This window comes from Jannaschia helgolandensis, assembly GCF_900109285.1.
GTDB lineage: Bacteria > Pseudomonadota > Alphaproteobacteria > Rhodobacterales > Rhodobacteraceae > Jannaschia > Jannaschia helgolandensis.
Genome location: NZ_FNZQ01000001.1, coordinates 1,002,508 through 1,021,948, shown reverse-complemented (window position 1 = coordinate 1,021,948; position 19,441 = coordinate 1,002,508). Strand labels below are relative to the sequence as shown.

The 19,441-nt window shown below is 62.3% G+C and carries 19 protein-coding genes; 8 read left to right on the top strand and 11 right to left on the bottom strand.

Annotated features, from left to right (window positions below; translation table 11 throughout):
• Position 1: 1 nt before the first annotated feature.
• Together BMY38_RS05005 and BMY38_RS05000 are read right to left on the bottom strand one after the other, a co-directional pair.
• Positions 2-1,210: a biopolymer transporter ExbB gene (locus BMY38_RS05005; protein ID WP_092760313.1), complete on the bottom strand. Its 1,209-nt coding sequence runs from the start codon at positions 1,208-1,210 to the stop codon at positions 2-4.
• Positions 1,211-1,251: 41 nt separating this feature from the next.
• Entirely contained in the window at positions 1,252-1,839 is a 588-nt protein-coding gene (locus BMY38_RS05000) for a gamma-glutamylcyclotransferase (protein ID WP_092760311.1), read from the bottom strand.
• A gap of 43 nt (positions 1,840-1,882) precedes the next feature.
• Between BMY38_RS05000 and BMY38_RS04995 the strand changes: the two genes are divergently transcribed.
• Positions 1,883-2,878: a DUF2125 domain-containing protein gene (locus BMY38_RS04995; RefSeq protein ID WP_175495772.1), complete on the top strand. Its 996-nt coding sequence runs from the start codon at positions 1,883-1,885 to the stop codon at positions 2,876-2,878.
• Between the two features lie 146 nt (positions 2,879-3,024).
• Here the strand turns inward: BMY38_RS04995 and BMY38_RS04990 are convergent, their stop codons facing one another.
• From BMY38_RS04990 to BMY38_RS04980, 3 genes are all read right to left on the bottom strand, one after another.
• On the bottom strand, positions 3,025-5,523 hold the full coding sequence (locus BMY38_RS04990) for a GcvT family protein (RefSeq protein ID WP_092760307.1): 2,499 nt from the start codon (positions 5,521-5,523) through the stop codon (positions 3,025-3,027).
• A 116-nt stretch (positions 5,524-5,639) separates the two neighbouring features.
• Positions 5,640-6,044, bottom strand: coding sequence for a c-type cytochrome (locus tag BMY38_RS04985; protein WP_092760305.1), 405 nt, complete (start codon positions 6,042-6,044; stop codon positions 5,640-5,642).
• A 190-nt stretch (positions 6,045-6,234) separates the two neighbouring features.
• The gene (locus BMY38_RS04980; RefSeq protein WP_092760303.1) at positions 6,235-6,660 is read right to left on the bottom strand and encodes a DUF1489 family protein; all 426 of its coding nucleotides are present in this window, start codon (positions 6,658-6,660) and stop codon (positions 6,235-6,237) included.
• Positions 6,661-6,742: 82 nt separating this feature from the next.
• Here BMY38_RS04980 and BMY38_RS04975 point away from each other — a divergent pair, with 82 nt between their 5' ends.
• Entirely contained in the window at positions 6,743-9,016 is a 2,274-nt protein-coding gene (locus BMY38_RS04975; protein WP_245737498.1) for an adenosylcobalamin-dependent ribonucleoside-diphosphate reductase, read from the top strand.
• Positions 9,017-9,063: 47 nt separating this feature from the next.
• On the opposite strand, the gene BMY38_RS18670 is transcribed toward BMY38_RS04975, so the two are convergent.
• On the bottom strand, positions 9,064-9,339 hold the full coding sequence (locus BMY38_RS18670) for a transposase (protein ID WP_092760301.1): 276 nt from the start codon (positions 9,337-9,339) through the stop codon (positions 9,064-9,066).
• Between the two features lie 87 nt (positions 9,340-9,426).
• On the opposite strand from BMY38_RS18670, the gene BMY38_RS18665 reads away from it, so the two are divergent.
• Positions 9,427-9,690 carry an SDR family oxidoreductase gene (locus tag BMY38_RS18665; protein WP_425431619.1) on the top strand — a complete coding sequence of 88 codons (264 nt, stop codon included), beginning with the start codon at positions 9,427-9,429 and terminating at the stop codon, positions 9,688-9,690.
• Here the strand turns inward: BMY38_RS18665 and BMY38_RS04965 are convergent.
• The 4 genes from BMY38_RS04965 to BMY38_RS04950 are packed head-to-tail and all read right to left on the bottom strand — an operon-like array spanning position 9,680 to position 13,811.
• Complete coding sequence (locus tag BMY38_RS04965) at positions 9,680-10,057, bottom strand: hypothetical protein (protein WP_092760299.1); 378 nt, start codon at positions 10,055-10,057, stop codon at positions 9,680-9,682. The genes BMY38_RS18665 and BMY38_RS04965 overlap by 11 nt on opposite strands.
• Positions 10,058-10,067: 10 nt before the next feature.
• Complete coding sequence (locus BMY38_RS04960) at positions 10,068-11,297, bottom strand: c-type cytochrome (protein WP_092760297.1); 1,230 nt, start codon at positions 11,295-11,297, stop codon at positions 10,068-10,070.
• Positions 11,294-13,054, bottom strand: a complete 1,761-nt coding sequence (locus BMY38_RS04955; protein WP_092760295.1) for a GMC family oxidoreductase — start codon at positions 13,052-13,054, stop codon at positions 11,294-11,296. The genes BMY38_RS04960 and BMY38_RS04955 overlap by 4 nt, the downstream gene beginning before the upstream one ends.
• Positions 13,055-13,070: 16 nt before the next feature.
• Positions 13,071-13,811 carry a gluconate 2-dehydrogenase subunit 3 family protein gene (locus BMY38_RS04950; protein ID WP_092760293.1) on the bottom strand — a complete coding sequence of 247 codons (741 nt, stop codon included), beginning with the start codon at positions 13,809-13,811 and terminating at the stop codon, positions 13,071-13,073.
• A gap of 201 nt (positions 13,812-14,012) precedes the next feature.
• On the opposite strand from BMY38_RS04950, the gene BMY38_RS04945 reads away from it, so the two are divergent.
• Together BMY38_RS04945 and BMY38_RS04940 are read left to right on the top strand one after the other, a co-directional pair.
• Positions 14,013-14,732, top strand: a complete 720-nt coding sequence (locus BMY38_RS04945; RefSeq protein WP_245737497.1) for a cytochrome c oxidase assembly protein — start codon at positions 14,013-14,015, stop codon at positions 14,730-14,732.
• On the top strand, positions 14,729-15,241 hold the full coding sequence (locus BMY38_RS04940) for a CopD family protein (protein ID WP_245737496.1): 513 nt from the start codon (positions 14,729-14,731) through the stop codon (positions 15,239-15,241). The genes BMY38_RS04945 and BMY38_RS04940 overlap by 4 nt, the downstream gene beginning before the upstream one ends.
• Here the strand turns inward: BMY38_RS04940 and BMY38_RS04935 are convergent.
• Positions 15,211-15,726 carry a DUF2231 domain-containing protein gene (locus tag BMY38_RS04935; protein ID WP_092760289.1) on the bottom strand — a complete coding sequence of 172 codons (516 nt, stop codon included), beginning with the start codon at positions 15,724-15,726 and terminating at the stop codon, positions 15,211-15,213. The genes BMY38_RS04940 and BMY38_RS04935 overlap by 31 nt on opposite strands.
• A gap of 39 nt (positions 15,727-15,765) precedes the next feature.
• Between BMY38_RS04935 and BMY38_RS04930 the strand changes: the two genes are divergently transcribed.
• Genes BMY38_RS04930 through BMY38_RS04920 form a run of 3 tightly spaced genes read left to right on the top strand, consistent with a single transcriptional unit; the run spans position 15,766 to position 19,213 of the window.
• A complete protein-coding gene (locus tag BMY38_RS04930; protein ID WP_342707736.1) occupies positions 15,766-16,413 on the top strand; it encodes a cytochrome c oxidase subunit II in 648 nt (215 codons plus the stop codon).
• On the top strand, positions 16,410-18,893 hold the full coding sequence (gene ctaD / locus BMY38_RS04925) for a cytochrome c oxidase subunit I (RefSeq protein ID WP_092760285.1): 2,484 nt from the start codon (positions 16,410-16,412) through the stop codon (positions 18,891-18,893). The genes BMY38_RS04930 and ctaD overlap by 4 nt, the downstream gene beginning before the upstream one ends.
• On the top strand, positions 18,890-19,213 hold the full coding sequence (locus tag BMY38_RS04920; protein WP_092760283.1) for a hypothetical protein: 324 nt from the start codon (positions 18,890-18,892) through the stop codon (positions 19,211-19,213). The genes ctaD and BMY38_RS04920 overlap by 4 nt, the downstream gene beginning before the upstream one ends.
• The last annotated feature ends 228 nt before the right edge of the window (positions 19,214-19,441 follow it).

Below are 19,441 nucleotides of genomic sequence, written 5' to 3'. Positions count from 1 at the left end.
GTCAGCCGTCCCCTTCGGACGCCTGATCCTGTCCCTGCGAAGCCTGCACCTGACGGTTCAACTGCCGCAGGGTGCGGGTCAGGGACCCGATATCGCCGCGCAGGTCGTCGATGGCGGCCTGACGCCCCTGCTGCAACTCTTCGAACACCTTCAGAAGCTGCACGTCGATCGACCTGATCCGCATCCGGCTTTCGGCATCCAGACCGTCATTTCCCCCCGACGATCCGCGCAGAACCTCGACGATGTTTTCCTGACCCTCGGCCACGCGGTTCAGCGCATCGGTAGTACCGCCGCCGCTGTCCATTCTATGTGCCATGACGGCGACTGCATCGGCCAGACCGCCCATCTTGGCGTCGGCGGCCAGACGTCCCGCCTCGGCCTTCTGGAACATGTCCTGAAGGCTCTCCATCTGGTAATTCATGTGGTCCAGAACGGCGGCCAGTGAATATTGGTCGATGGTTTCCTCGCCCGAGTCGCCGACCAGGCCGACGCGGGTAATCGACGACAGCCAGTTCTCCATCTCCCGGTAAAACCGGTTCTGGCCGTGGCCCGCGAACAACTCCAGCAAGCCGACGACCAGCGATCCGGCCAAGCCAAGCAGCGACGAGGCGAAGGCCGTGCCCATACCGGCAAGCTGCGATTCCAGACCGCCGATCAGGCGCCCGAAGACTGCGACACCGCCCTCGCCGTTTTCAGGATTCAGGTTACGGATCGTATCGACCACCGCCGGAACGGTCGTGGCCAGGCCCCAGAAAGTGCCCAGAAGACCAAGAAATATCAGCGTATTGACGATATAACGCGTAATGTCCCGCGCCTCCTCCATCCGGGCGCCGACCGAATCGAGGATCGAGCGCGAGGAAGAGGCAGAAATCTGGCTTCGCGGGGACCGCGACCGCAGTAACGACGCCAAAGGGGCCAGCAGGCCGGGCGGACGCGAGATGTCGTGACCAAGTCGGGTTTCGGCAAAACCCTCGATCCACGACACCGAGGAGAACAGTTGGAACACCTGCGCGAAACAGGCCAGCACGCCAAGGAAGAACACGAGGATGATCGTGCCGTTCAGCCAGGGGTTCGTGACGAAGATCGGCGCGACCTGCGGATAGGCAAGAAACACGCCCACACCGACAGCCCCGAGGACCGCCAGCATCTGCACGATCTGCCGGATCGGCTGCGAAAATTGCGTGCCGTGCTCTAGCGGTTCGCGTGCCATCTGCCCCCGGCCCTTTTCGGGCCCCTGTGTATCCGCGGAGCCTAGCTTTCGCCCGACCCGTCCACAAGCGCCGCGCAGGCGCCTTCCCTGATCTGTTGCACCCGCGTGACCAACCAGTCCAGATCTGCATCGCCGATCTCCAGATCGTGAAGTCCGGCGGCCGTCCGGGTCAGATATTCATGGTTCGGTCCGCGCCCGCCGATGGCCCGCGCTATAACCTCGGCCTGGCGTTCCAACGGTAGCTCACCCGTGTACTGCGCATGGTCGGTGCGAATAACATAGGTCGTTGCCCGGATCGCCAGGTCATCTTCACCCAACAAGGTAACATTTTCCTCGACGTAAGCCGCCGATACCAGTTCCCGTTCGCGCAGGGTCTCGAGTGCTGCAGCCGGGTCGGAGGCCCGGATGGCAAGGCCGGAACAGGTCGCACCCGCCGCCGGTTCCAGGGCCAGAACCAGACCGGGGTTCTCTTCCGAACCGCGATGATGGATCGACCACATGCAGAAACGGCGGCGGAAATCGACCAGAGTGGCGCGACGCGTCTCGGCTACGTCGATGCCGGGATTCCAGACGAGGGAGCCATAGGCAAAGATCCAAAGCTCGTCGTCACCGCCGATCACGTTCGCCATGCGTCCTTGTCCTTTCGCGTTCCCTTTCTCCCGGATAGAGGGAGTGGAACGGATCGGAAAGAGGCGCGACATGGTGAAATGGCTGACGATTCTGGTTCTGGTGGCCGCCACCCTGTGGGGCGGATGGTGGTTTGTCGGCGCGTCCGCGGCGGACAGGGGCGCTCGAACGGCTATCGACAGCGCGCGGGCGCAGGGCTGGGGCATCGAGTACGGCGACCTGACAGTAGCAGGATTTCCGAACCGGTTCGACGTGACGCTGGACGCGCCGCGGGTGATGTCCCCGGATGGTGTGATGCGGTGGTCGGCCCCCTTCGTGCAGGTCCTGGCGCTGTCCTATCGTCTGAACCACGTCATCGCCGTCGCACCGCGCGAGATGACGATCGAAGTGCCGGGCGAAACGATCGACATCACATCGACCGACTTGCGGGCTTCGGCGGTGGTGACCCCGTCACGGCAGCCCGACCTTCGGCGCGCGACCGTCACGGCCAGCGACCTGACGATCCGCGCCACCGATCTGGGGGCGACCTTCGCCACTGCAGTTCTGGCCGCGCGACAGAACGGGTCGGACGCGATCTACGATGTCGCAATCGCCCTGACCGGCGTATCGGCCAGCGATGGACTGCGTGCCAAGCTGGACCCGACCGGCACATTGCCGGAGGTGATCGACACGCTGGATATCGACACGATGATGGTCCTGTCCGACCCCATCGGCATAACCCGTGATCCGGTCTTGTCAGAGCTGACGATCCGGCGCGCGACGTTGAACTGGGGGGACGCGCGGGTAATCCTGTCGGGCGACCTAACCGTGGCTGCGGATGGCACACCAGACGGCGACCTGTCGCTACGCGCGCGCGGGTGGGATGACCTGTTGGCTTTCGTCGTGGCGCAGGAATGGCTTACCGCCGCGCAGGCATCGCTGATCGGCAGCGGCCTGTCCGGGTTGGAGGACGCAGAGGGGTTCGCGGAAATTCCGGTATCGCTGTCGGGCGGTCAAATCATCGTCATGGGCTTGCCCGTCGGCCCGGCACCCCGGCTCTGACGTCAGTGCCTTCGCTCCGACAGAGGCGTGCGAAGGCGGGAGCGGAATTATCACCCTTGGCGCAGTGCAATAACCTGCATCCAGGCGAACCATGCCCCGGATGGCGGGCCAACCCTTTATGAACGCCAGGACAGCACCAGTCTGGTTTAGCCGTCGAGGCGAATCCGTGCGTTGGTGGGATCGTAGGGGCTGTCCTCGGTTACCTCCGCATCCCAAAGCTGACGCTGCATCCGCACACGCAGCTTGGTTCCCGGCTGCGCCAGATCGGGCCGGACATAGCCCATGCCGATCGACTTCTGGAATGCCACCGAATAGCCACCAGATGTCAGTCGTCCGACCTTCTCGTCTCCTACATACAGCGCCTCGCGCCCCCAGGGATCGGCATCTGGCGGCCCGTCAATCAGCACAGTCACGCATTTCGAACGGATACCCTGCGCCTGCATCGCGTCCTTACCGTGGAAGTCCTTCGACAGATCGACGAAGCGGTCCAGCCCGGCCTCCAGCGGCGTGGCATCGCGACCCAATTCAGTCCCGAAAGCGCGATATGACTTTTCCTGCCGGAGCCAGTTCTGCGCCCGCGCGCCGACCAGTTTCAGCCCTTGACCTTCGCCCGCATCCATCAGCCTGTCGAACAGATAGTTCTGCATTTCCATCGGATGATGCAACTCCCACCCCAATTCGCCGGTATAAGCCACGCGGATCGCATTCGTCGGGCACATCAGCAACTCAAGCCGCCGGGCTGACAGCCAAGGAAAGCGCTTGTTTGACAGCACTGTCGCAGGATCGGCATCCCGCACGATCTCGGACAGGATGGCGCGCGAATTCGGCCCGGCCAATGCGAAGACACCGTGCTGGCCGGTGCAATCATCCAGACACATCGGGCCAAAACGGTCCATGTTGTCTTTGACCGCCTGCACCAGAAAGTCGCTGTCGTAGCTTTGCCATGCGCCCGCCGACACGAGGTAGAACGTATCTTCGGCCAGCCGGACGATAGTGTATTCCGTGCGCGTGGTCCCTGCCTCGGTCAGCGCATAGGTCAGGTTGATCCGCCCGACCTTCGGCAATTTATTGGTCGTGAACCAATCGAGGAATCCCGCCGCGCCCGGTCCGCGCAACTTGTGCTTGGTAAAGGCGGTCGCATCAATCAGGCCCGCCGTCTCGCGAATGGCCCTGGCTTCCTCGACCGCATGGCCCCACCACGCACCCCGGCGAAAACTGCGGCTGTCATGGTCGAAGTTGTCGGGCGCATCCAGCGGGCCGAAGTAATTGGGCCGTTCCCACCCGTTGACGCAGCCGAACTGCGCGCCCCGCGCCTTCATCCGCTCGTAGCACGGCGCGGTTTTCAGCGGGCGGCAGGCGGGCCGCTCCTCGTCCGGGTGGTGCAGGATGAAGACGTGATCGTAGGCTTCCTCGTTCTTGCGGGCCGCGTATTCCGTCGTCATCCAGCGCCCGAAACGTCGCGGATCGAGCGAGGCCATGTCGATCTCGGCTTCGCCCTCGACCATCATCTGGGCAAGGTAATGCCCGACACCACCCGCCGCCGTGATACCAAAGCTGAACCCTTCGGCCAGCCACATGTTGCGCAGGCCCGGCACAGGCCCGACCAGCGGGTTGCCGTCGGGCGTATAACAGATCGGACCGTTGTAATCGTCCTTGAGACCCGCGGTTTCCGACGACGGGATCCGGTGGATGAACGACATGTATTCCTCCTCGATCCGCTCCAGATCGAGGGGGAACAGATCGGCGCGGAAACTGTCGGGCACGCCATATTCAAATCGCGCAGGCGCGTTCTTTTCATATGGCCCGAGGATCCAGCCGCCCCGCTCCTCGCGCACATACCATTTGGCATCGGCGTCGCGCAGGACGGGGTGCTGCGGGCTGGTCTTGCGATATTCGACCAGCGCCGGGTCAGGCTCGGTCACGATATACTGGTGTTCGACTACCACGGCCGGAATTTTGATGCCCAGCAATTGCGCTGTGCGTTGCGCATGGTTGCCGGTGGCTGTGACAACGTGTTCGGCGTGGATCACGACCTGTTCGTCCGACGCGATCAGATTGCCGCCCTTTTCGACCATCCTGGTCGCGGTGACATCCCAATGCTCGCCGGTCCATTTGTAACCATCCACCTGCCAGCGCCGTTCGATCCTGACACCCCGGTCGCGGGCGCCCTTGGCCATGGCCATGGTGACGTCGGCGGGGTTGATATAGCCGTCAGTCGGATGGAAAATCGCGCCCTCAAGGTCTTCTGTCCGCACCAGCGGCCAACGTTCCCTGATCTGTTTGGGCGTCATCCACTCGTACGGAATGCCGACTGTCTCTGCGATGGAAGCATACAGTTCGTACTCATCCATCCGCGCCTGCGTCTGCGCCATACGCAGATTGCCCACGACCGAGAAGCCGGGGTTCAGACCGGTTTCCTCCTCCAGCTGTTTGTACATTTTGACGGAGTGGTCGTGAATATGACTGGTGGCGTATCCCATGTTGAACAATGGCAGAAGTCCCGCCGCATGCCACGTCGACCCCGCCGTCAGCTCGTCTCGTTCCAGCAGAACGATGTCCTGCCAACCGGCCTTTGACAGCGCATAGGCAATTCCCGTTCCCACGGCTCCGCCGCCGACGATCAATGCTTTGACATGGGTTTTCATCGGACGTCCCCTCGCTACGCATGGGCCTTTCTGCCTGACTTCGGGGGACGGGGTAAATCAGGCGCGACGATCCCCACGCCGATTGCGACTTCGTGTCCTATCGGCGTGGCGGGACATCACTGCTGGATCGAGATCAGATATGCCGCAAGCGCGATCAGGTCGGATGGAATCGGCGTGCCGATGCCCTCCTCCTCCTCGACCACGACCGCCGGACCCAGATCGCCTGCCCCGAATTCGGGCATGACCGCGTCCGGGTCGCCGTGACGACCTAATCCGTCGATCTGCGCCAGTATCCTGTCGCGCGGAAAGGACCCTCCGTTCCGCTTCGACAGCGTCGTCAGATCGGGGGCGAGTCCGGGCGTGCCCATCGCGTTGGCCCCATGACAGTCGGCGCAGCTCTGCTGGAACAGGCTGGCACCATAGGCCGCTTCGGTGCGCAGTTCGGGCATCGGATTGCAGGCGGTCAGCAACGCGGGCAGCGCCACAACCAGCAGTGCATGACAGGAGATGTGGGCGGGCATCGGAATCTCCGGCTCGGGAATATCGCTGGCATCTGCCTAAGGGACCGGCGCGGACACTGGCTTGACCTGCATCAATCGCTTTCGACCTTTGGAGCGTATGCCGACCGGTCTGCGGCACGGCACGATTGGGCGACTCAGACAGGGCGACAATCGCGGGACGTGCAGGCGATCTGGTCGCAGGGCGAGTGGTCTAAAGGACGCCGATTTCCGCCAAAGCAACCGACAGTTCGGTCGGCAGCCGCGCCTCAGACGCCCGTGCGGGGTCCATATCCATCGGCGCATCCTCGGACGGCAGATACCGCCATCCCTGAAACGGACGGCGCGGCGTCGGAATGACCGGAATCAATCCGGGCTTCAGCACGATTCCGCACCGCCGGATGCCATCGGCGCGCACCACCTCGTCAAGTCGCAGGATCGGCTGACGACATAGCAAAACGCCCTTCACGACCCAGTAAATCGATCCACCGTTCAACAATTCCGCTTCGCGCCGGGGCCACATCCGGGTGACATGACGGGGCTGGCCATCCGGCCCCCTGGCGCGCGCGCTTGTCTGCCATCTGGCCATCGACTCGATCGACTCGGACCCGACGCTGAGCTTGATAAGGTTGATGGACATGACGTGACTCGCCCCCGGAAAGTAGGGTATATCTAGACCTCCCGCGCGCGCGCGCAACCATCCCTAGCGAAACGTGACCGCCATGCCCGATACCGCGACCGATTCGTCCTCGTCCTTCGCCGCCCCCATCGCGCGGCAGATCTGGGACATGAAATACCGGCTCAAGGCCGCCGACGGCACGCCATTGGACGCCGATATCGACGCGACATGGGACCGCATCGCAGCCGCGCTGGCCGCACCCGAGGCAGATCCGGCGCACTGGACGCCCAGGTTTCGGTCCGCCCTGCAGGATTTTCGCTTCCTGCCCGCCGGTCGCATCATCGCGGGTGCCGGCACCGACCGCAGCGTCACGCTGTTCAACTGCTTCGTCATGGGCACCATCGAAGACAGTATGTCGGGTATCTTCTCCGCCCTGCGCGAAGCGGCCCTGACCCTGCAACAGGGGGGCGGCATCGGCTATGACTTCTCGACCATCCGGCCCCGGGGCGCGAGCGTGACCGGCGTGGCCGCCGATGCCTCCGGCCCGCTGTCGTTCATGGACGTGTGGGACGCCATGTGCCGCACGATCATGTCCGCCGGGTCGCGGCGCGGCGCGATGATGGCGACCCTGCGCTGCGATCATCCCGACGTGCTGGATTTCGTGGCGGCGAAATCCGACCCGACCCGGTTGCGGATGTTCAACCTGTCGGTGCTGGTGACCGACCCGTTCATGGAAGCGGTGGATGCCGACGGCGACTGGCCGCTGGTGTTCGGCGGCGTGACCTATCGCACCCTGCGTGCCCGCGATTTATGGAACGCGATCATGCAGGCGACGTATGACTATGCCGAACCGGGCGTGATCTTCATCGACCGCATCAACGCCGCCAATAACCTGTCCTACGTAGAAACCATTGCCGCGACCAACCCCTGCGGCGAGCAGCCCTTGCCGCCCTATGGTGCCTGCCTTCTGGGGTCGGTCAATCTGGCGCAACTTGTGGACAATCCGTTCACCGACCGGGCCAGTGTGAACCTCGATGCACTGGCCGACCTGACGGCCACGGCCATTCGCATGATGGACAATGTCGTCGACGCCAGCCGCTTTCCCCTGCCCGCGCAGGCGGACGAAGCCCGCGCCAAGCGCCGCATAGGGCTGGGCGTGACCGGGCTGGCCGATGCCCTGGCGATGTGCGGGCTGCGCTATGGCGCGCCCGAAGCGGTTGACGCCACGGCCAATTGGCTGAGCACGATTGCGAACAGGGCCTATCTGACCTCGGCCGAACTGGCGGCGGAAAAGGGCACCTTCCCGCTTTATGACCGCGAAGCGATCCTTGCGGCCCCCATGGTCCAACGGCTCGATACGGATACGCGCGACGCGATCGCCGAACATGGCCTGCGGAACGCGCTGCTGACCTCCATCGCACCGACCGGCACGATCAGCCTGCTGGCGGGGAACGTGTCCTCGGGAATCGAGCCGATCTTCGCGCAGGAATACACCCGCAAGGTGCTGCAACCCGACGGCACCCGCACCGAAGAGACGGTCGCGGATTTCGCCGTCGCCAAGTGGCGCGAACTGCATGGGGATACACCCCTGCCCGACCATATGGTCAGCGTCGCGGACCTGACGCCCGGCGATCACATCGCCATGCAGGCCGCCGCGCAGCTATGGACCGACAGTAGCATTTCCAAGACGATCAACGTGCCCGCCGACATAACGTTCGATGCTTTCAAGGACGTCTATCTTCAAGCATGGGCGACTGGCTGCAAGGGTTGCACGACCTATAGACCGAACGCGATCACCGGATCGGTCCTTTCGACAGAGATGCCCGCAGCGCCCATCGCGGAAACCCCCAAGATCGTCCACCTGTTCGCGCCGCTGGACCGGCCTCAACGGCTGACCGGCGAGACCTACAAGATCAAATGGCCCGCGTCGGAACATGCGCTCTATATCACGATCAACGATATCGACATTGACGGTCAGAAACGCCCTTTCGAGATCTTCGTGAACTCCAAGAACATGGAGCATTTCGCCTGGACCGTCGCGCTGACCCGGATGATTTCGGCGGTGTTCCGGCGCGGCGGCGATGTGTCTTTCGTGGTCGAGGAGCTGAAGGCCGTCTTCGATCCGCGCGGCGGGGCCTGGGTGCAGGGCAAATACGTGCCCTCGATCCTTGCGGCCATCGGCGGCGTGATCGAACGGCATATGATCGCCACCGGATTTCTGGCCGGAGAAGGCTTGGGCCTCAAGGTCGACCCTGCCCATCGCGATACCGCGCCCGCGCCCCCCGGACCCGCTTGCCCGAATTGCGGCAGCTTCGCCGTTCACATGGCTGAAGGATGCGCGACCTGCGCCAACTGCGGATTTTCGAAATGCAGTTGATCGCATAGAAAAAAGCCGCCCTGAGTCAGGACGGGCGTAGTCAGGTGTTAAGTCCACGCGATTACAATGAATACGAGGGCGAGAGCGGCGAGGTATCTGGCCGCCAACCGGTCGTATCTGCTGGCGATCCGTCGCCAGTTCCTGAGTTTGCAGAACATGCCTTCGATGACGTTGCGCCGACGGTGGGCTTCACGATCCAGCGGATAGGGGGTTCGACGGCTGGCGGTGGAAGGGGTAACTGCCTTGATCTGTCGGTTGCACAACCAGTTACGCAGGTTGTCCGCGTCGCAGGCCGTGTCCGCAAGCAGCCGCCGGGGCGACATCCGCCAGCAAGAGTAGCGCCATCGAGATGCCGACGATGTTTCCAGGCATCAGGGCATAGGCGACAGCCAAGGGGGGACGTTAAGCAATTGATGCAATCGATGGCGCAGGAGCTGGCCTGTGAGAAAATACGCGTCAACGCCATCGTCCCGGGGGCCATTAAAACGCCCAAAGCCCGTGCGCGTTGGCAATGCTGCGGCGGATCGCCGCGACGCATCGGGGAGACGACCCGCATCGCCAAAAGGAAGCCTATCATGAGCAAGACGTTTCACGTCCTGAGGAGAAACCATGATCAAACGGGCAGGGAAAGCCTTATGGAATCCGCACAGTGGGCGACTTCCTCTAATAGATGATGCCTGCTGCGCTGCATTGTTCCGCAGTCACCTGTGAGAAGTCCGGCGCCTCCCCGTCCTCATCTCCGGAAGCAAGTTGGTCGACTGAAATCCCAAGTTTCTCAACTGAAGATGACGCAGGCCCAATGTCCGTTTCGCGCCTGTCTTCCTCGTCTCTTTCCACCCCAAAAACACGCGTAGCTTCTGCTTTCTCGGCGTCCGCCTGTAACCCAACGCAATGCTCTATGATAGCAGCCATGACGCTGCGGTCGTCAGTGCTGTATTCTTCCTCGCCAAGATAAAGCGGTTCCGCCCCCGCCGTCTTCGTGAGGCACAAACCCAGTATCAGACCTATCGTCGCGGCATTGAAAGAGTGGGTTTGGCTCATCGGATTACCTTCAATATTCTTCGGCAAGATATTCGCGCATCTCGGCCACCGCTTCCGCCGAAACCGCGCCGCTCCGGCGGTCTCCGGTATTGCGCAGGAAGGTCAGCAGGTCAGCGATCTGCGTATCGGTGAGTTTCCAAGCGAAGGGTGGCATTGCCAGCATGCTGGGGACCGTCTCGGTCGGCTGGGCGCGGGCGCCGCCGAGGATGATGCGGATCACGGTCGACGGATCCTTGGCGTGCAGCTTGTTCGACGTGCCGAGTGGTGCGAAGAAATAGGGCACGCCCGAAGCATCGGTCGCATGGCAGGCGGCGCAGTTGTCGAAGTAAATCCCCTCGCCCGCCTCGAGCCGAGCTGTTTCGGGCGCTTCTTCCGGCTCGCGCGACGTATCGTCGAGGCTCTTGAGATAGGTGGCGACGGCCCGCAGGTCCTCCTCTTGCAGGAACTGGGTGGAAATCGCAACGACCTCGCCCATGCGCTGCATTGGCGCGGTATGCTCAGCCCGGCCGTATTTCAGAAATTCGAAAATATCGTCCTCGTCCCAATGAGCAATACCGCCATTCTCACCGCCGCGGATATTAGGCGCGAACCAGTTCTGTAACGTTCCCCCGCGCAGGTACTCGTCATCCTTGCTGGCGCCGAGCAGGTTCTTGCCCGAGTGGCAGGCGCCGCAGTGCAAAGGCCCGTCCACGAGAAAACGGCCACGGTTCCATTCCTCAGAGCGATCCGGATTGATCACGAATTCCTCGTCATCGAAGAACAACAGCTTCCAGCCGCTCACTGACATGCGGATGTTGAGGGGGAACGGCAGATCGTTCTCCTGTTCCTCCACTTGCACCGGCTCGAGCGACTGTAGATAGGCAAAGATCGCATCGGTCTGCTGCCGCGTCATCAGGGTGAAATAGGGATAGGGCATCGCCGGGTAGAGGTGGCGGCCCTCGTCATCGATACCCTCGTTCAGCGCATTGTAGAAATCTTCGCGCGTCCAGCGGCCCAGTCCAGTCTCGTCATCGGGGGTGAGGTTGGACGAATAAATCGTGCCAAAGGGCGTCATCAGCGCCCGCCCCCCGGCGAAGGGAATGCCGTCGTTCTCAATATCAGTGTGGCAGGCTTTGCAATCGCCGGCCTGCGTCAGATAGCGGCCGCGCTCAACTTCGGAAGAGGAGAGCTCCTGCGCCTGTCCTTCACCAAGGGCAAAGCTCGCGCCGCAGAAGGCGGTTATCAGGGCCAGCCGTCTCACGCCTGCACCAGCGAGCCGGGATCGGCCATATATTGATCAATAATCGCCGCGACCGTCCAATAGGCCAGCGCCGCAACGGTTCCGGTCGGGTTGTAGCCCGCGTTTTGAGGAAAAAGCCCTGCCCCGGCTACGAAGAGATTATGCAGATCCCAGCTTTGGCAATAGCGGTTGCAGACACTTGTCTGCGGGTCGTTCCCCATGATCGTGCCGCCGGTGTTATGGGTTGTCTGGTACGGCATCGAGTCATAGGACCCCTTGCGCTCGGCCACATTGACCTCGCGTCCCCCCATGCCCCGGGCAATCTCTTCGGCAACGGGGGTGATATGAGCAGTCAGGCGACGGTCGTTGAGAGTGAAATCATAGGTCATGCGCAAGAGCGGCCGACCGTGTCGGTCTGTATACGTCGGATCCAGGTCAAGGTAATTGCTGCGATGCGCCATCGAAGCGCCGTGCACGCCAACCGTGGTGGTCTTGAGGAAATTTGCCCGGACCGACTGTTTCCATTCGCTCCCCCACCCCGGCACGCCGTCTGGCACCGGATGGCTTTCGATCGGGCGGGCGTTGGTAGTGTAGCAGGCGATATACCCGCCCCCGATAAAGCCCAGCCCGGAATGGTCGAAGTTATCACCGTTATATTCATCCACCGCCATGCCGAGCGCGCCCGCGCCGACAAAGCCGTTGGTATATTCTTCGTCGAAGAAAACCGTCGCGCCGGACATTACCTGATAGCAGTAGTTCTTGCCCACTACCCCCTCGCCGGTCTGCGGATCATAGGGCGTGCCGATCTCGGACAAGAGCATCAGCCGCGTGTTCTCCAGAGGGTAAGCACAGAGCACCACCACTTCGGCGGGCTGGAAGAAGCGTTCGCCACTGGTATCCACGTAAGTGACGCCCGTGGCCCGCGTGCCGTCGGCGGATTTCTCGACCGAAAGCACTTCGGAATCCGTGCGCAGAGTGAAATTCGGGCGTTGCATCAAGACCGGAATGATCGTGGTCTGCGGCGAGGATTTGGCATAATTGCCGCAGCCATATTTCTCGCAAAAGCCGCAATAGGTGCAGGGGGCCAACTGCAGCCCAAGCGGATTGACATAGGCGCGCGACATATTTGCCGAGGGCACCGGGAAGGGGTTCAAACCCATTTCTCGCGCTGCGGCCTCGAAACGGTCCTGCGAGAAAGTCATCTCCATCGGCGGATTGGGGTATTCGTCGCTGCGCGGACCCTCAAAAGGATTGCCGCCCTTTTGGATATCGCCGCGCAGGTTGCCCGCCGTGCCGCAGATGCCGCAGATTTTCTCGAAATAGTCAAAATGCGGCTCCAACTCCTCGTAGGTGACGCCGTAGTCTTGGATCGTCATGTCCTCAGGCAGCGGGCCATAGCGTTCCGCGTTATGGCTCTTGGCCACGAAATCCGAAGGTAGAAAGCGGTAGGTCTGGCCGTTCCAATGCACGCCCGATCCGCCTACGCCATTGCCGGGCAGGAAGGACCCCCAGTGCCGCATCGGCAAAGCCGTCTGCGCGCCGTTGTTGCGAAACGTGACGGTGGACTGCGATGTCTCCTGGAACATTCCGTGGCGCCAGTAATAGCGCAACTCGTCCTGCGCGAATGTAGTCGCGAAATCTTTGGGCGTATCGCGCCACGGCCCGCGTTCCAGCGCCAGCACCTCCATCCCGGCGGCGGTCAGCTTCTCGGCGTAGATCGCCCCGGTCCAGCCAAAACCGACCAGAACCACGTCAACCTTTGGAAGATGATTCGTCATGCGTTCACCTCGTGTTTCACTCAAGGCTGTTCCATCCGGGGCGGCCCATCAGGCTGACCGGCGGCAGATCAATACGCGCCCCATTGTGCTTCACGAAATCGCGGTAATCATAGCGGGTGCCTGGAAATCTCACATATTGCCAAGCCACCATGTCGCGGTTGCCGCCATAGATCGGATCGGCGAAATAGCCCTCGATTGTGTTCTTCAGGATCAGATCGAAAAACGCCTTGGCCGAGACCCCTTCGAAAGTGATCTCTTCTTCGTCCATTCCTTTCAGGATCTCGTCCTGCTGCGCCTCTGACAAACCGGCAAAAGCGGCGTCATGCCGGTCGCGGCAGTAGTTGTCCAATTCGGCAAGCGCATAGCGGTAAAGCTGCGCGGGAGGGTGTTCGCTCTGGTAGCCTTGGGTTGCCGTGCCTTCAGCAAAGGGGCCCTCCATATACCAATGCTGCCCGCGGCCATAGAATCCGGCCATCTGCCGATCAAGAAAGGAGATGACATCCGCCTCGGTCGCGCCCGGTCCGTCCTCATCCGACGGAATCAACCGCGCGCAGATCACCGCAGTGGTCGCCCGTTCTTCGGCTGTGAAAAAGTTGTCCTCTTGTGTGCCGTAATAGGGCGGCTGGCCTTTCATTGGCTCCCACGGCATCCCTTCGCCCCGGCCATAAAGCGCGCCGAACACGGCTGAAGGGGCGGCCATGGCGGAGCCGCCCAACAGCAGGGATTTCAGAATTTTGCGACGCGTCGGAAAAGACAAGTGACCCCTCCAAATGTTGCTTGTGACCGGGCGCGCAATGCGCCGTCTGGTAAAAAGCTGGATCGGTTTAGTTGCGGGTCAAGAAAAATTGATCGCGGAATTGATCGACGGTATGAAAACCAACCGTGTCTCATTTCGTGTGGAACGAACCACGCGCGCGCGGCGTTCCAGTAAGGGAACGACGGATGGGAAAAGAAGGCCTTGCTCAGCGATTCTTGGATCCGAACCTATTGTGGACCGGCACCGGGGCCGGAGGATTTTTGGGTTCGCTGGAACTTCGATCCGCTCCTTCTGACCGCATTGCTCCTGCTCTCCATGATCGTCATTCGCGCCCGCAGCCACCAGGGGATGTTAGCCGTGGGCGTTCTGGTTCTGGCTTTCGTTTCACCGCTCTGCGCGCTCTCCTCGGCCCTGTTCTCGGCGCGGGTGGTGCATCATGTGCTACTGGTCGCCGTCGCCGCGCCGCTGCTGGCCTGCGCATGGCCCGCGCGGCGGGCCGGTGGGGCGATGGGGGCCTTCGTGGTCTCTACGGCTGTGCTCTGGGGTTGGCATCTTCCAGCGGCCTATGATCTCGCGCTTTCGCACGTTGGCGTTTACTGGCTCATGCAGGTCACGCTCTTGGGGTCCTTCTTGTGGTTCTGGCGTGCCGTCCTTGCGCCCTGGCGCACGCCGGTGGAAGGCATCATGCTGCTTGTCGCCGGTTTTGCGCAGATGGGGATGCTGGGCGCGATACTGACTTTCGCGCCAGAGGCGCTTTACGCCGCACATGCCATAGCCCCCTTCGACTGGGGATTTACGCCGCTGACGGACCAGCAGCTTGGCGGCATCCTGATGTGGGTGCCCGCGGGCCTGCCCTATGCGGTCGTCGCAGGGGCCGTGGCCCGGCGCGGATGGTCGACGCTGCGGGTCGGCACCAAGTGAACGGCTGGTTGCCGGTACTGATCACACTCTTCAAGGGGGTGCATATTGCCGCGCTCATCCTGTGGTGCGCCGGTCTGCTGGCCCTGCCGCTGATGCTGTCGCGCCATGATCCTGACGCCACGTCGGAAGACTACGGCCGCATCCGCCGGGCCACCCATATGACCTATGCCATCCTCACCACCCCCGCGGCCATTGTCGCGGTGGTGGCGGGCACTTGGCTTATTTTCTTTCGCGAAGTCTTTGTCCCCTGGCTCTATGCCAAGCTGCTTTTTGTCGCGGCCCTTGCCGCCGCTCATGCCTGGATCGGGCATCTGGTGTTGCAGGTGGCCGAGAAGCCTGAAAAATACCGCCCGCCCCGGTCCTACCTTCCGGTCACCGCCGTGGGCATTCCCGTCATCGCCATCCTCATGCTGGTCCTCGGCAAGCCCGAATTTGGAGAGATCCCTCTACCCGACTGGCTGCGGGAGCCGCGCGGCGGTCAGTTGCCCTTCGACGTGCCCAAACGATAGTCAAAGACCAGTTTGCCCCCATGCCAACCCGTAAACCCCACCATCATCGCACCGAGCCCCGACAGGAGGATGCCATAGGGCAGCACCCCCGCCTCGTAGCCATAAAGCCTGTGGCCCCAGTTCGCCCCCAACACTGCCAGCAGGGTGACGGCGATGATCGCATGTGTCCATGCCGCGGCACGAGAGCGGATGCCGGTCACCAGCAAAAGCTCGGCGGCGCCGGAAACCCCTGCCAGCACGCCAAGGAAGAAGGCGGTACCCGCCGCCCAGAGTGCTGCGCGTGCCCAGAAGGCATCGCCGGTCCACCAATAGAACAGATCCGCACCCAGGAGACAGAAGGACAGCGCGATGGGAAAGGCCACGCTCATGGCGTGGATCGGGTGCCCCTCGAGCGCGACGCGGGTCTCGGTCTCTTGGTAGCCGGGTTGGGAAGCGATCGGGTCGGTCAGCCGCTCCTCGGCCGTTTCGCTATTCTGCTCGCTCATCGGGGCAGGCTCCTTCGCGGGATGATTGCAGGGACAACGTTGGGCCTATTGATTGGTTGCAGCGGCGATCTGTCGGTGGTCGATCCGGCGGGCCCGGCGGCGCGCGTCATCGCAACGCTCTGGTGGGTGATGTTCATCGGCGCCGGGCTGATCCTTGCACTGGTGGTTGCACTGGTGATCGGCGCCTTCAGGGTACGCCGGACAGAAGGGGACGCAGCGCGGGATGAAAAGGTCTGGATCATCGGTCTGGGCCTGTGTTTTTCCATTGCGGTCCTCACAGCCCTGTTGGCCTATGGTCTGGTCGCCGGCGAGCGGCTGATGCCCCGCGTCGCGGCGGATGTCGTGCGGGTCCAGGCCGAGGCCCGGCAATGGGCCTGGCGTTTTTCCTATGACGACCGCCCCGGCTATATCACCGAGAACCTGCTGCACATCCCCGCCGGGCGGCCTATCGATGTTGCGATCACCAGCCGGGATGTGGTGCACAGTTTCTGGGTGCCGCGGCTGGCTGGAAAGCTGGACGCCATTCCCGGCCATGTGAATGTGCTACGGATCGAGGCCGATGCTCCCGGGACCTACCGTGGCCTTACCGCCGAGTACAACGGCGAAGGCTATCGCCGGCACGTCTTCTCGGTCAAGGCCCATGACCCGGCCGGCTGGGCCGCCTTTGTCGCGGAGGGGACACCATGAACGCGCTGCGCCGTCACCGTAAACTGCAGGCGATCTGGGCTTCCGATCCGGGCTGGAAAGGCTGGACCAGCAGCGTGAACCATTCCGACCTTGGTCGGATGTTCCTCTTTACCGCCTTCTTCTTCTTCCTTGTCGGCGGCGTGTTGGCCATGCTGATCCGCGCCCAACTGGCCACGCCCGACTCCGCCTTTGTCGATGCCGGTGCCTTTGCACAGTTCTTTACGATGCATGGCACGATCATGATGTTCCTCTTTGCCATTCCCGCCTTCGAGGGGCTGGCAATCTACTTGCTGCCGAAAATGCTGGGCACCCGCGATCTCGCCTTTCCGCGGCTCACCGCCTATGGCTACTGGTGTTATGCTTTCGGCGGTGCATTGCTGCTGGTGGCGATGTTGTTCGGCATCGCACCAAATGGCGGCTGGTTCATGTATCCGCCGCTTACCGGGCCGTTGTATTCGCCAGGGATTAACACTGATGTCTGGCTGATCGGCATCACCTTTGTCGAAATCTCGGCGATCTGCGCGGCGGTGGAATTCACCGTCTCGATCCTGAAATACCGCGCGCCGGGCATGTCGCTGGACAAGATGCCGATCTTTGCATGGTACGCGCTGGTCACCTCGCTGATGATCCTCACAGGTTTCCCGCCGCTCATCCTTGGCTCGGTGTTGCTGGAGGTTGAACGCGCCTTCGGCCTGCCGTTTTTTCAGGCCGATTTGGGGGGTGACAGCCTTCTCTGGCAGCACCTGTTCTGGCTTTTCGGACATCCTGAGGTCTATATCATCTTCCTGCCCGCCGCCGGAGTAATTTCGACCGTGATCCCGGTGATGGCCCGTACCACGCTGCTGGGCTACGGCTGGATCGTCGCCTCGATTATGGCACTGGCGTTCCTCAGCTTCGGGCTTTGGGTGCACCACATGTTCACCACCGGCATCCCGCTTATGGGGTTGGCGTTCTTCTCTGCTGCCTCGACACTGGTGGCGGTGCCGACCGGCGTGCAGATCTTTGCCTGGATCGGCACAATGTGGAAGGGTCGGCCCGAGTTGCACATGCCGATGCTGCACATCCTCGGCTTCTTCGTAACCTTTGTGATCGGCGGACTGACCGGCGTGATGGTTGCCGTGGTGCCTTTCGACTGGCAGGCCCATGACACCGCTTTCATCACCGCCCATCTTCACTACGTTCTGTTCGGTGGTTTTGTTTTCCCCATGCTGGCCGGTATCTATTACTGGTTACCGCTGGTGAGTGGGCGCAAACGCCTTTTCCGGCTGGGCGAATTGGCCTTCGCGCTGATTTTCCTCGGCTTTCACAGCACCTTTCTGGCGATGCATTGGGTCGGCCTGCTGGGCCAGCGCCGGAGGATTGAGACCTATGATGCCGAGTCCGGCTGGGGGACGATCAACTTCATCTCCTCCGTCAGCAGTTTCGTCATGGCGATCGGCCTCGCGTTGGTGCTGGTCGATATCATTATCCATGCCTTCGTAGCCGAGCGCAGCAGGCGCAACCCGTGGCAGGCCGGCACGCTGGAATGGGCCGGCATGTCGCCGCCAGCATCCTATAATTTCGCCAGCCTGCCCGAGGTGAGCGACCGCACCCCGCTCTATGAGACCCCGGATCTGGCCAACCGGCTGGCCATGGGCGACGGCTATCTGGGCGCGCCCAAGGCCGCCCGGCGCGAGACCTTGATGGTCGATGCTGCCAGCGGCCGCCCCGAGGCGCTTGTCATCTACCCCGGCAATACCCGGCTGCCGATCCTGATGGCGGCGATGACGGGCGGATTCTTCCTGTCGATCCTGCTCAAGCTCTTCTGGCTCACACCGCTGGCACTTGCGGGTGTTGCAGCGCTGGCGTTGGTCTGGGTCTGGCAATTGGGCGCGCGGGCCGATCAGGGGCTACAAGAGGCGGGGCGCGGCGCGCCACTGCCGCTGGCGAGCGAAGGCGACAGATCGCCGGGCTGGTGGGGCTCGATCTTCCTACTGGTGGCCAATGCCACCTTCTTCGGCTCCCTGCTCTTTGGCTATGCTTTCCTCTGGACGGTCGCGCCGGGCTGGCCGCCTGCCCAATGGTTTGTTCCCTCCTGGGCCGAACTTGGCCTCGGCACCGGTGCAGCGCTCACAGGCGCCATAGCCCAGCACCTGAGCGCCCGCCGCAACCGCGCGGGTGCCGCCCTTATGACCGCCCTCGTTCCGGCGCTGCTGGCAACAGCGGCCACGGTTGTGGTTTTCGGCCTGATGCTGTTCCGCCTGCCGCCCCCGGACGGCCATGCCTATGCCGCGACCCTGCTGATCCTCGGCGCTTACGGGCTGGCCCATGCGCTGCTCGTCATGCTGATGCAAGGCTTTTTGATCCTGCAAGTCCGGCGTGGCTACACCTCACCCCGGCGTCGAGCGGCATTCGCAGTGGTGGCGCTCTGGACTGACTATCTGGCGGCGATCACGGTGCTGATCCTGCTCGCGGTCCATCTGCCGGGGATGATCATGTGAAAGAGTTGCTGCGCGTCCTGTTGCCCCTGTTGGTCTGGCTGGCCAGTTTCAGCGCGATCTATGGGCTGCATGGCCTCGGCTGCGCCTCAGGCTGGACCGAAGTGGCCTTGCCCGTCATGTCCCTTTTTCGCTGGGTGCTGTTTCTGGCTTGGTCCGCTACCATCTTTTTCCAACTGCTCTTGTTGCTCGCACTGCGCACACAACGCTTCGACACAACTTCAAGCTTCATTCGCAGGTTGAGTATTACCAACTCCTGGACAGCTCTAATTGCGACGTTCTGGACTTTATACCCAATCGCTGTCTCCTCGACCTGCGGGTAAATCAGGGTAATTCCGGAGCATACGTTTTAAGTCGAATTTTGTGCCTACAGGTTCCTGACCCTAGGTGTTCGATCCCAAGGTTTGCTTCGCCGCGATCTCCGGCACGGTCTTGTCACCACGTAGCGCTTTCAACGCCATCTTGGCAGACTGATCTGTGAAATTCCGGCGCCTCGCCATTCTCGTATCCTCCAAAGGTCTGGGACGCACCGCAAGACGGCCTTTCATCAC